A 12,803-nucleotide genomic window follows, 5' to 3' on the forward strand; every position below is an offset into this window, starting at 1 on the left:
TAAGATTTTTCTGATAAATTCTGATAATGAGGTTTCATAAATGAATATACTAGTAGTTGGTGGCGGCGGAAGAGAGCATGCTATCGTGGCAGCAATTGAACGTAGCAGACAAGACCCGTCCATCTATGCGGTGATGTCAAAGAAGAACCCGGGCATTGCTGCTCTTTGTGAAGATTATCTCCTTGAGAAGGAGACAAACGTTGAGAAAGTTGTCGAGTATGCTGTTTCTAAGAACATCGAGCTTGTTGTGATTGGTCCGGAAGCTCCTCTTTCAGTAGGCATTGCAGATGCCCTTGAAGCAGAAGGTATCAGCGTTGCAAGTCCTAAGAAGAAGGTTGCACAGCTTGAGTTCGATAAGGCATGGGCACGCAATTTTATGAGGAACAATAATATTGCAGGCTGCCCTGTTTTCGATGTTTTCACAGATAAAGCTGCAATGGATGCTTTCATTGATGAACTTGGAAATGTTGCTATCAAACCTTCAGGTCTTACAGGCGGAAAAGGTGTCAAGGTAATGGGTGACCAGTTACCTGATGTTGAAGCTGCAAAAGAGTATGCTGCAAGTCTTCTTGACATGGGAAGCGTTGTTGTCGAGGAGAACCTCGTTGGTGAGGAGTTCACGCTTCAGGCTTTTGTTGACGGTAAGAACCTTGCTTTCATGCCAACAGTTCAGGATCATAAGAGGGCATTTGAGAACGACCTCGGACCAAACACCGGTGGTATGGGTTCATACAACGCAGCAGGTGAGATTCTTCCGTTCCTGACCGCTGAGGATGTTGAAAGTTCAAAGCAGATTATGAAGGACACCATCAAGGCACTCTACAAGGAGACCGGACAGGAGTACAAGGGAACACTCTACGGTCAGTTCATGATCACAAAGGACGGTCCAAAGGTCATTGAGTTCAATGCACGTTTCGGTGACCCGGAAGCAATGAACGTATTGCCTCTGCTTGAGTCCGATTATGTTGATGTGCTGGCTGCAATGGCAAGCGGTACACTAGATAAAGTTGATGTGAAGTTCAGCAGCAAGGCAACAGTGTGTAAGTATGCAGTTCCTGCAGGTTACCCTGATGATCCTACAAAGGACAGGGAAGTCACTGTTGGTGACATTGGCGATGCAATTCTTTTCTATTCAAGTGTTTATGAGAAGGATGGAAAGGTTTACACCACAGGCTCAAGAGCTGTTGCTGTTGTGGGCGTTGCTGATTCAATTGAGAAGGCAGAAGAAATTGCCCAGAATGCTCTGGAGAATCTTTCCGGTGACCTTCATTACAGAAGTGATATCGGTAAGGAATTCCTTATCCAGAGGCGTATTGATCATATGAATGAAATACGTGGGAAGTAGTTTTATTAGTTATATATGAGGGTTTAAGTATGATGCACCTGATTTCAATGGCAGACCTGACTCATGATGAGATTAATGAGATACTCGATATGGCGGAGGACCTTAAGGAGAAACGCCTGAGGGGTAAGGTCACAGACCTGCTAAAGAATAAGAGTCTCGGCATGATCTTTGAAAAGTCATCTACACGTACCCGTGTTTCTTTTGAGGTTGCTATGTGTGACCTTGGGGGGCATGGTCTCTATCTTAACGCCAGGGATATGCAGCTTGGCAGAGGTGAGACTGTAGGGGACACTTCTGAGGTTCTTTCCAGATACCTCTATGGTATTATTGCAAGGGTCTATAGCCATGAAACAGTGAAGCAGCTGGCAGAGCATTCTTCTATTCCGGTTATCAATGCGCTTTCGGATAAGGAACACCCATGCCAGATTCTTGCCGATCTTCTCACTATCCGTGAGTATAAAAGCGGGCTTGCCGGCCTGAAGTATGCCTGGGTTGGCGACGGAAACAATGTGTGTAATTCAGCTATTATTGGCTGTGCTCTGATGGAAATGGAGATGGCAGTTGCATGTCCTCCGGGATATGAGCCTGATGAGGACATTGTTGAGCTTGCCAGAGAACTTGGCGGAAACATTACTATCACCAATGACCCGAATGAAGCTGTAAAGGATGCAGATATCCTTTATGCAGATGTATGGGTTTCTATGGGCGACGAGGATGAACGTGAACAGCGTTTGAAGGACCTTGCACCATACCAGATCAATACTGAACTGGTGGAGCAGGCTAAACCTGATGTCATTGTTATGCACTGTCTCCCTGCACACCGTGGTGAAGAGATCAGCGCAGAGGTTATGGACGGCCCGCATTCAGTTGTCTTCGACCAGGCAGAGAACCGCCTGCACGCACAGAAAGCTCTCCTGCTGAAACTGATGGCATAATGCCATCGTTTTCACCAAACCCTTTTTAACTCACCAAACACAAAGTTTAACTAGAAAAAGCGCTACTAACCAACGTTCACATTGCGGGAGTTGCCCAGCCTGGCCAAAGGCGCTAGGTTCAGAGCCTAGTCTCGTAGGAGTTCATGCGTTCGAATCGCATCTCCCGCACCAAGATTCTCTGTTTTTGATTTATATTAATTTAGACTATATGAATCATTACGTTTGAGATATTATTTTTCATAAAATTTATTCATTCATCAAACTCTATGAAAAAGTCTAAATCTATTTTTTTGAGATTATATGTTTTGTAAGTGTTTACTCCAATATCGTTGTCTATCATCAATTGAACTAGTTCTGTTCCTTCTATTAATCTGATGGTTTTAGTTGATTTTATTGCAGTTTCTCTGGCATTCGGTGTGAATTTAGAGGTAGTTATGAAAACTCCTTTTGTAACTCCTTTCAAATCTAAAGCACCAATGAAATCTCTTATAGTAGAGGAGCTAACCGTATTACCATCAGAATATCTTTTTGCTTGAAAAATGATGGTTTCCAATCCAAGTTTATCTTGGTGAATAATTCCGTCTATTCCATTATCTCCAGATTTTCCGGTTACTTTTCCTTCACCATAACCCATTGATTCCAACAATATCAAAATGGCATTTTCAAAAAAATGTGGTGAATTATCTATTAAACGAGATAACAAGTCTTGTGCAAGGTTTTTTCTGATGCGAGAAAAACCTTCTTCCAATAATTCATCAGGTGTTTTTTCATCAACTATTTCTTCTTCAGATGATGGAATTTCAATAACAGTTTCTTCTGTTTCCTTATTAGGATATTTAAAATCCATAAATTCCGAATATCTTTTGAGGAAATCTACGTCAATTCGATTGATATTTGATCTTAGAGCTTCTAGTCCTCGGTTTGTAATTACTAAATATCCTCTTTCAGGATCATCAACCAAGCAGGCTTTTTTTAGATAGGTTCTTGCCCATCTCACTCGGTTTCTAAATATATTGTCATTTCCACTTTCAAATTTCATCTGCTTTTCTTCATCAGTGAGATTGAATTCATCAGACAATATCTCAATCAATTCACTTATTTTGTAGGTCTTTTTATCTTCTAAAACTCTTAACAATGGAAGCATTATTGTTTGATAATCTGGAATCGACATGTATGATAAATTGAAAATATGATATAATTAATTTACTAAATTATTCTTGTATATACCTAAAATATTTGTTTGCAACATCTCCTTCCTTTTAATCCCGTTTCACTTGTTACCAATAATTCACATTACATACTTTTTTCTCGATTTGACCTACACCACCAACTCACAAAAATAGGACCCACCATGAAAGTAGTCGGAATAAACGGGAGTCCACGCAAAGAAGAAAACACAGTAATCATGCTGAAGAACATGAGTTCCGAGTAACTACGGAATAAATGAAAATAGATACCGAAGTTGCAATTCTAAAATAAGGGATTAAGCCTATGGCTTAAATTCCTTCAACTTAACTTCATCATCGATAATTTCGATGTATTCAAGGTCTTTTTTATCTCCGAATCCCCAGCTTCCGGTATTTGCTACTTTGTTCTTATTATCAACATAGGCCAGGTGGGTGTGACCGTATACAAGGTACTGGTCAGGACGAACATTTAACAGGAAATGTCTTGTCTTTGCAGCAGCAAGTTTCATTATTGGCTCAACGACATTGTGTCTGTTGTATTTACCAATTCTTTTCTCCGGTGGTTCCATCATTGACCTGAGAGCGGATTTCGGTTCACTGGGGAACCTCTTCAGCGTATCCCAGAACGAGCGTTTGGACTGGATTTCTTCCCACACCATCTCAGCGGCATTGCCTGCATCATCACCTGCAAGACACATGTGCTCACTGAAAGCCTCGTAAGTTGTCATGGATTTGTAATACGGGTTGCACAGCACCTCTAGCTGGTATCCGTGGAAGAAGAAAAACTCCTGATTCTTGCTTTTAATAACCTCATGCTTCTTCACTTTGAACGGGAAGTTCTCCTCAAGAACCTGACTCATGCGAAGAAGATAGAAATCGTGGTTACCAACAATATAATGAACTTCAGTTTCATCCAGTATGTCGTTCAGCATGGTCAGGGATTCGGAACATTCCATCACAGCTTTTGTAAAATCCCTTCTCCATATGTCGATTATATCTCCAAGGAGAACAAGGTGCTCCACATCCCTGTCCCTTAAATCCTTAATAAATTTAACAAACTCTTTCTCCTTTGCCCCATTCATTCCCAGGTGTACATCCGAAACGGCTACTATTGACATTGACTACCTACCTCTTCTATATTTCACAATATTTTTCACCATATTTTGCCGCAAGATTATCCCAACTCTCCGGATTCTCAAAAAACTCTTGCTGAAAAATGCATCATTATAATATATTGCTGATATACTATTTTTACATGATGAATTAATAAATAAGAACATTGTTCCGAAACTAAGCTACAAAACAATGTTACTAATCTATATTTCAAAATAATGTTACAAAACAAAAATAAGAAACTATAATTCAGAACTATATTCCAGAATAAAAATACGAAACAATGTTTCAGAACAATGTTTTCATTAACATCCCATAAACCAGATCGTTAAGAAATCTGCAGTTCATAACCGGCAGGCTAATGGCAAGGTATTCATAGTTATTTATCCTTTAAAGGCATTACATTGTTTATAGTTCTACTAATCAACATCAACTTGAATTCCTGATTACAATGAAACTCTACAGCACAAATCTTAACGCACCGGAAGTAAGCTTTCAGGAAGCTCTCATAACCGGACTTGCACCGGACCGTGGGCTTTACATGCCAAGGAGCATGCCTACCTTTTCAAAGGAAGAGATTGACTCCTTCAAAGATGCTCCGTATCCTGAGATTGCATACAGGGTACTGAGCAAGGTACTTGAAGGCGAGGTCGACGATGAGTCGCTCAAAGCAATCACCTATGACGCTTACAATTACGATGTACCTCTTGAACAGGTGGACGAGCAGACCTACATCATGAGACTTGACAGGGGACCAACTGCATCCTTCAAGGACTTTGCAGCCCGCATGATGGCAAGACTCATGCAGTATTATCTCAACAAAGAGAACAGAAGCCTGACAATTCTCACTGCAACATCAGGTGACACAGGCAGCGCAGTTGCCGATGCATTCTATGGTCTTGACAACATAAAGGTCATTGTACTCTTCCCAACAGACGAGGTATCCGACCGCCAGCGCAAACAGATGACCACACTTGGCAAGAACATCACCGCCATTTCAGTTGACGGTAAATTCGATGACTGTCAGGCAATGGTAAAACAGGCATTTGCAGACGATGATCTCAAACACCTGAATCTCTCATCAGCAAACTCAATTAACATCGGTCGTCTTGTTCCTCAGTCCATCTACTACATCTACGCTTACGCAAAACTCAGAAACTATCCCGAGGATATAATTTACTCCATTCCATCCGGTAACTTCGGTAACATGATGGGCTGTGTCCTGGCAAGGACCATGGGAGTTCCTATAAAGAAGATAATTACCTCAGTTAATGAAAACGATGAGGTTCCAACTTTCCTGAGTACAGGCAAGTATGAAAAGATTGTACCTTCAAAGAACTGTCTCTCTAATGCAATGAACGTTGGTCATCCAAGCAACCTTGCAAGGCTCATCGCTATTTATGGCGGAGTAATGGATGAGCAGGGTAACATCAGCAAAGAGCCTGACATGGATAAGCTCAGAAATGATATCTATTCCAGTTCTGTAACAGATTCTGAAACAAAGGAAACCATCAAGGAGATTTTCGAGAAATATAACATCCTTATCGAGCCACATGGTGCAGTCGGAATAAAAGGACTTCTTGACTTCAGGACAGAGTCAGGCGATAGCACACTTGCAGTAACCCTTGAAACCGCAGATCCTGCCAAGTTCCCAGAACATGTCAAAGCCCAGACGGGTGTTGAACCTGAACTTCCGCAGAGCCTGAAAAAAGTAGAATCTAAGGATGAGTTCATGGATTATCTTGGAACAGAGTACTCTGCTTTCAAGAAATATCTTCAGGAAAAGCTTGAATAAGCTTTTCTTTACTTTCATTTTTTAATTGGTTATAATATCAACATTGATATTTCAGTTTGTCAACTCTTCAATAGTAGGTGATTCATTGACAGATGATGATTCATGCATTACGGGAAAACGTGGCAAGTATTTTGGAATCTGCACTTCCTATCACCATTCAAAAGGTTGTAATTGCCCAAAATGTCCTTCTTATCCAGAGAAAGGAAAGTTCATGTTTTGCTCCAAAGGTGCCTATCCCGGAGTAGAGAAGAAAGGATGTTTGTGTCAGGAATGTATAATCCACAATAAATTCGATCTTGAAGGCGAGTATTTTTGTTTGGAGTAATTTCTTATTTGTTTTTTAGGCACGACTACAAATCACCTCATCATTATCATGCTCATTATATATTATAATATACATATATTTATATATCAGTAAAATATACTATGAATTGTGGCAAGAACTGCCTGTCAGGAATTGCCAGACGAAATGTATCATATAGATGTACGATATGGACTTCATCCCAACAAACTCCGTAAAAAACGGAATTGGATTGCATGGAAATGCGGGCACGATCCTCCCCTCTGTATTTAAAAACGAAATAATGCCTGCATTTCATCCTATTGGGAATGAAGTGGAGTATGAGCGGTCATAAGGGGAACAGGTGGGGGCACCTGAGTGGGGAATTGGAGTATGGGCGAAAGGGGCGCCATTTCGGTTTGATCGAAGTGGCGCGGTTATTGTCTATTTTGATATTCCTCCTCTAATCACATTTTAATATCATTTTAGCTGGTGTTTAATCTATTGCTTATTATTCAGCTTGATATCAATGCTTTTAGACGTTTTGTATTCTCTAATTATTTATCATTTCAGATTAATTTAAATATAATAATATGCTTTCAGCAAAGACTTTATGAAAAGCATTAAAATTACTAATTACTCCTATTTAGAGCTTATAATCTCATGTACTATCTTTGGAGCTAGTGGAATCTTTCTAAAACATATATATTTCATGCAAACAGTATCTGTTATATTTTATAGGCTTATTTTCGGATTTATTCTTTTATTGGCATATTGTATACTATCTAAAAAGTCACATGTCCTCTTTATTAAGAAAAAAAGACGTTATATCTTGTTAATTGCAATATTCAACGTTTTAACTCTCTATACATACTTTAGTTCCATCAAATACTCAGGAATTTCAATTGCAGTCCTTTTACTGTATACTGCTCCGGTATACGTTACACTCCTATCTCCATTATTGCTTAAAGAAAAAATTACAAAACGTGGAATGTTCTCATTAGTTATCTCTGTATGTGGAATACTTCTCGTAGTCCTGCCGGAAAGTAACACTTCTGCCAATACAAAGCTTTTCACAGGAATAATATTGGGTATACTTTCCGGTCTGTCTTATAGTGGAACTATAATGACAGTAAGTTACCTGAAAGATGAATATTCCGGTTTTACACAGCTTTTCTGGTCAACTTTTATTAGCTTATTAATCCTTTTGCCATTTGGAAGCAAGGTTCCAGTAGATATTCTGATACCCAATCTGCCTGTCCTCTTCCTTTTTGGTTTAATTACAACAGCATTTGCTTCTGTTCTCTATCTGAACAGTGCTGCAAAGATTAGGGCACAGACCGTCAGTGTACTTGCATTACTTGAGCCTGTAAGTGGCATTATCTTCGGCTTCTTATTCCTTCACGAGCCCATATTCCTGAATACTGTCCAGGGGTGTTTCTTCATACTACTTGGTGCATCAATACTTGTATTGGAACCCAGGAAGTTGAACCTGCAGGGAAAAGCTTATGGCAAAATATCCATCATGAGAAAGGTCTACCCTGCTTTCAGCTATTTGACGGGATCATCGCGTTTAAGAAAATGGTAATTAGGGAAGTATTTTACTTCCTGCTGAATAACATGGCTATTCCTGTTACTACAATCAATGGAATCACCAGGTTTGGGAATTCAGGGACTTCTTCGCTGCCTTTGTTATCATTATTTCCAGATGATTCGCCACTGGTACCTGATGCGGGGACATTTCCTCCACTCACAGTGCTGCGCCCTACATGTTTCCACCATCCTTTTTCCTCGCTTAAGTCATTATCCGGGGTGGACATAAGTGGACCCTGATCCGCTGGCTGACTCATGTTGGTGAAATTATCTGTAAAGTTATCATCATTTATGGCAGGGTAATTGTTTTCATGAGGATAAAATATTCCTATCAGGAAAAGCAGCATCATTAAGCCAATAAAAACATGATATCTGGTAATCTTCACTTAAATTCCTCACATGGATCGGGTTGTTGTCGCTTAGTCTTCTTTATATGGATATACTAAATATATCTTTTCCCGTATACTATTTACTTAATTATGCCGCAAGACAGAAACTGCTTTATGGCGGAATATGTAAATATATTATAATATTCCTATCGGTAGCACACTATATGCAGACCAAGCGTGGAGGTCATGTTTTGCTCATCAAATACATAAACAGATTCCAGACATTCATAATTAAAATAATAATGGTCATGATGGTGCTTGTCATCTTAAGCGCCATGCTGGAAATTGTCTGGATACTTGTTACTGACTTTTTAACCCCGCCTTATCTGTTGATAGGTGTGGATCAGATTCTGGATATATTTGCTCTCTTTTTCCTGGTAATCATAGGAATAGAGTTACTTGAAACAGTAAAGATGATTATCATTGAATCATCCATGAATGTTGATGTCATAATTCTGGTAGGCATCACTGCAATCGTCAGGAAAATATTGATAGTCGATCTGAAAAATACTGATCCTTTATTTTTAGTAGGAATGGGAATTCTCATTATCGCTCTTGCAGGAACATATTATCTTGTTGTGAATTCTGAAAAAGATTTCAAATGCCAACTTAATGAAAATGATGAGCATTAATTGCAGAAATAGACAAAGATTTGTTCATGAGAATAAATAAAGAGAAGGGATTATTCTATCCCTTCAAATTCCTTTTTGAATCTGAATTTTTCCAGTTTTATTTTGAGAGCGTCTGAAAATTCAGTTAGTTCTCGTGCTGCATCAGTAAGTTCTGTCATGGAAGCAGTTTGTTCCTCTACTGCTGCCGACACTTCCTGCGTTCCCGCGGCGGATGTTTCTGAGATACTGGAAATCTCTTCAATAGATGCAGTAACTTCCTCGATGGATGCAGATTGTTCCTCTGCGGAAGCTGCGATGTTCTGTGCCATTCCTGCTATCTGTGCGCTACTTTCAACTATCAGTTTAACAGCCTCAACCGTGTCATGAAGTGATTCAGCTCCGCTGGCAACATTGCCTGTGCCTTTTTCTACCGAAATGACAGCATCTTCGGTTCCTTTCTGGATCTCCTGGATGAGTTCAGATATCTGTTGTGCAGCATGTCCTGAGTCCTCGGCAAGCTTGCGAACTTCATCTGCCACAACTGCAAAACCTCTTCCATGCTCTCCTGCTCTTGCAGCTTCAATAGCTGCATTCAGTGCAAGGAGATTAGTCTGGTCTGCAATATTTGTTATAAGATCAACAATTTCACCAATCTTTCTGGATTTAACATCCAGTTCACGAATTGCATTTGCAGAATCACCGGCAGAACTCTGAATATTGTTCATCTGTCGGAGTAGTTCCTCGGATCTTTTTCCAAGCTCCTGTATAAGTTCACTTGCAGATGTTGCATTTTCTGCAGCTACCTGTGCATTGGATGCAATTTCCTGTACGTTATAGGTCATGTCATTCATGGCATTTGATGTTTCATCTGTTTTCATAGACTGACTCTGCGCTCCGGTAGCTATTTCAGAAATAGTAAGAGCTATCTGGTTAGCAACAGATTCCATTTCAACAGAAGAGGTAAGCATATGGTTCGAGTTGTTAGTGACCTTGTTGACGTTTAGGTCTATTTCCTGCACCAGTTCTCTCAAACCACCTGCCATCCGGTCAATAGCGGTTGACAGACGTCCTATCTCATCTCCTGCATCGCTTTCCATGTTCACTGTCAGGTCACCTTCTGCAATACGACCTGCAGCATCCATCATCTTATCAAGCGGGTCTGTTATTGATCTGGAAAATTTCCATGCTGCAACTGAACCCATAATAATCAGTATAAGAACAGCTGCTAACATTGTATTCCTGATGGCTTTTGTTCCTTCGGTAAATTCATCAAGATAACTGCCGGAGACAATGATCCATTCTCTTGGCTCATAATATGTGTAAGCCATCACTTTCTCGCGTCCATCCAACTTGTAATTGATGTAACCTTCCTGATTTTCAATAATTTCTTTTGCAAAATCATATTCATAGATACTTTCACCCTCATCCTCAGGATGCATTATCAGGGTGCCATCTGTATCCATTATGTAGACATAACCAGTTTTTCCAACAGTTATGGAACTCATCTGTTCTTTCATCTGTTCAAGGAACGGGTCTTCAAGTACTCCTACATAGAGGATTCCTATGGTATTACCGGAACTGTCCAGTATAGGTTCATAGGCAGTCAGGTACCATGCGTTAACAACCCATGCTCTTCCGTAGAATGTTTCTCCCTGTGTTACAACAGCATCATAAACGGGCTGGGATACTGTGGTTCCAACAGCTCTGGTTCCATCATCTTTAATTACATTGGTAGATATCCTAACTGCCTGTCCATTCTCTACCTGGAAAATTGTGGCAGTTCCTCCAACCATATCTTTTATTTCATCCACAATCTCATAATCATTATTGACGACATAATTATCATTCAGAACCATCTCTCCGTCTATGATGGAAGGGTTCCCTTTAGAGTAAAAGAATGAACTTGCAACTCTAAGATTACTATTGACTTTTTCCTGTGCAAATGTCAGGGTGGATTCTACATAATTTTTCTCGATCTGTACTTGTTCTTCGAGGGTTACTTGTATTTCATCGGTTATGCTTGTTTTAGCTTGTTCATATGCATAACTGCCAACAAGCAGAACAGGTATAATACTGGCTATCAGTGCAAACGCTATCAATTTCTTTCCGATGGGAATATCTTGATATCTCATATTTATTCTCCCGTGTATTATTTTTGTGTCTACAACACCTGTCAAGTTTCTATAGATATACAAAAGAAGCATTAATATATAAATAAATCTATAAATATCTGTGATTTTGAGTATCAATAGCAGTATTTGCACAGATTATAATATATTTTCATATTTTGTCATCGCGACTGTTTGCAAAAAGGTTTAAACCCGTAAGTTCCATTCGGGGTGGAGTCATCATGAAGATACATTGTCTTGTACATCTGGAATTCGAAACCCTGGGGAACATCAGGGATTGGGTATGTGAAAAAGAGCATTCCATAACTGTTACCATGCCTTCTGAAAACCAACTATATCCTGAGCCGGATGATATTGATTTACTTATCATCATGGGAGGGCTCATGAGTGTCTATCAGGAAGATGAATACCCATGGATGAAACAGGAAAAAGAGTTCGTAAAGTCTATTATATCCTGTGGAAAAGCGGTCTATGGAATATGTTTTGGTGCCCAGATGCTATCAGAGATACTGGGCGGGCAGGTAAGTCGCAATCAACATCGGGAGATTGGATGGCACAAAATCACAAGCCTCGATGAATTTGACAGGGATTCTCAGTTTTTTAATATACCGAATGAGCTTACTGTTTTCCAATGGCATGGCGATACATTCAGCCTTCCTGCGGGATGCAGGAGGCTTTTTGAAAGCGAAGCATGTCCTGAACAGGGTTTTATTTATGAGGACAAAGTGCTGGCTTTACAATTCCATCCGGAAGTTGATGCAGGTTGTGTGGAAAGTCTGCTTGAGAATTGTGGCTCTGACCTGACAGAAGAAGGGAAGTATGTATCATCTGAGGACGAAATAAGGGGTCGTGATGATTTGCTGGAAGCTTCAGCAAATCTAATGTACTCAATACTTGACTGGTTTGAGAAAATGATAGAAAACACTTAACATTAACACTGGTAGTAGGTTGTATTATGCAGGAAAACATCGAGCATATGAGGCAGTTATGTAAAACACGTCCTCTTCGCTACTCTGACCTTGATTATCTGAAAAAAGGGTCAACGGCATTTCTTCATGAAAAAGGATATTCAAATGCCAGTATTGCAGAAGCTCTTGATCTGGATGAAAGAGATGTTGAGAACAATCTGAAAGGAACAGGTTTTGCACTGGATCTCAAAAAAATAGTTCCTTTTGAAAACAAAATCCCCTCTAATATGGGAGACACTGTTGTAATATGTGTTCCATCATGGGGTAATGAAACTCAGGATTATACTATAAAGGCAATTGTACTCCATTGCGTACCCAGAGGCAACAGCTGTGGCTTATCGGTGTCTCTTCTTGAGGATGCAGATTTTGAGATACCACTTTATGGTAAAGCCAGAAAAGGCAGCGAGATTGTAATTCCTATAGACTGGGTTTCAAAGTGAGACACATTTATTTTTGTC

Annotated in this window: 12 protein-coding genes and 1 tRNA gene; 9 read left to right on the forward strand and 4 right to left on the reverse strand. The window is 39.9% G+C overall.

Annotation, left to right across the window (positions count from 1 at the left end; translation table 11 throughout):
- The first annotated feature begins 40 nt into the window (after positions 1-40).
- The 3 genes from purD (at position 41) to FKV42_RS09485 (ending at position 2,451) form a co-directional block, all read left to right on the forward strand.
- Complete coding sequence (purD, locus tag FKV42_RS09475) at positions 41-1,345, forward strand: phosphoribosylamine--glycine ligase (RefSeq protein WP_154809970.1); 1,305 nt, start codon at positions 41-43, stop codon at positions 1,343-1,345.
- A gap of 29 nt (positions 1,346-1,374) precedes the next feature.
- Complete coding sequence (gene argF, locus FKV42_RS09480) at positions 1,375-2,280, forward strand: ornithine carbamoyltransferase (RefSeq protein ID WP_154809971.1); 906 nt, start codon at positions 1,375-1,377, stop codon at positions 2,278-2,280.
- 83 nt (positions 2,281-2,363) lie between these two features.
- Positions 2,364-2,451: transfer RNA gene (locus tag FKV42_RS09485), tRNA-Leu, on the forward strand.
- Positions 2,452-2,530: 79 nt separating this feature from the next.
- Here the strand turns inward: FKV42_RS09485 and FKV42_RS09490 are convergent.
- Positions 2,531-3,451 (reverse strand): restriction endonuclease, encoded by a 921-nt coding sequence (locus tag FKV42_RS09490; protein ID WP_154809972.1) that lies wholly within the window; start codon positions 3,449-3,451, stop codon positions 2,531-2,533.
- A gap of 318 nt (positions 3,452-3,769) precedes the next feature.
- The gene (locus tag FKV42_RS09495; RefSeq protein ID WP_154809973.1) at positions 3,770-4,585 is read right to left on the reverse strand and encodes a UDP-2,3-diacylglucosamine diphosphatase; all 816 of its coding nucleotides are present in this window, start codon (positions 4,583-4,585) and stop codon (positions 3,770-3,772) included.
- A 446-nt stretch (positions 4,586-5,031) separates the two neighbouring features.
- On the opposite strand from FKV42_RS09495, the gene thrC reads away from it, so the two are divergent.
- The 3 genes from thrC (at position 5,032) to FKV42_RS09510 (ending at position 8,243) form a co-directional block, all read left to right on the forward strand.
- Entirely contained in the window at positions 5,032-6,375 is a 1,344-nt protein-coding gene (thrC, locus tag FKV42_RS09500; RefSeq protein ID WP_154809974.1) for a threonine synthase, read from the forward strand.
- Between the two features lie 85 nt (positions 6,376-6,460).
- A complete protein-coding gene (locus FKV42_RS09505; protein WP_154809975.1) occupies positions 6,461-6,700 on the forward strand; it encodes a DUF2769 domain-containing protein in 240 nt (79 codons plus the stop codon).
- A 568-nt stretch (positions 6,701-7,268) separates the two neighbouring features.
- On the forward strand, positions 7,269-8,243 hold the full coding sequence (locus FKV42_RS09510) for a DMT family transporter (RefSeq protein ID WP_154809976.1): 975 nt from the start codon (positions 7,269-7,271) through the stop codon (positions 8,241-8,243).
- A gap of 13 nt (positions 8,244-8,256) precedes the next feature.
- Here the strand turns inward: FKV42_RS09510 and FKV42_RS09515 are convergent, their stop codons facing one another.
- Positions 8,257-8,634 (reverse strand): hypothetical protein, encoded by a 378-nt coding sequence (locus FKV42_RS09515; protein ID WP_154809977.1) that lies wholly within the window; start codon positions 8,632-8,634, stop codon positions 8,257-8,259.
- Between the two features lie 167 nt (positions 8,635-8,801).
- Here FKV42_RS09515 and FKV42_RS09520 point away from each other — a divergent pair, with 167 nt between their 5' ends.
- Positions 8,802-9,269: a phosphate-starvation-inducible PsiE family protein gene (locus FKV42_RS09520; RefSeq protein ID WP_154809978.1), complete on the forward strand. Its 468-nt coding sequence runs from the start codon at positions 8,802-8,804 to the stop codon at positions 9,267-9,269.
- Positions 9,270-9,319: 50 nt separating this feature from the next.
- Here the strand turns inward: FKV42_RS09520 and FKV42_RS09525 are convergent, their stop codons facing one another.
- The gene (locus tag FKV42_RS09525; RefSeq protein WP_196214103.1) at positions 9,320-11,380 is read right to left on the reverse strand and encodes a methyl-accepting chemotaxis protein; all 2,061 of its coding nucleotides are present in this window, start codon (positions 11,378-11,380) and stop codon (positions 9,320-9,322) included.
- A 218-nt stretch (positions 11,381-11,598) separates the two neighbouring features.
- Between FKV42_RS09525 and FKV42_RS09530 the strand changes: the two genes are divergently transcribed.
- Together FKV42_RS09530 and FKV42_RS09535 are read left to right on the forward strand one after the other, a co-directional pair.
- On the forward strand, positions 11,599-12,306 hold the full coding sequence (locus FKV42_RS09530; protein ID WP_154809980.1) for a type 1 glutamine amidotransferase: 708 nt from the start codon (positions 11,599-11,601) through the stop codon (positions 12,304-12,306).
- Positions 12,307-12,332: 26 nt separating this feature from the next.
- Positions 12,333-12,785 (forward strand): hypothetical protein, encoded by a 453-nt coding sequence (locus FKV42_RS09535; RefSeq protein WP_154809981.1) that lies wholly within the window; start codon positions 12,333-12,335, stop codon positions 12,783-12,785.
- Positions 12,786-12,803: the final 18 nt, after the last annotated feature.

It is taken from the genome of Methanolobus vulcani, assembly GCF_006546655.1.
GTDB lineage: Archaea > Halobacteriota > Methanosarcinia > Methanosarcinales > Methanosarcinaceae > Methanolobus > Methanolobus vulcani_A.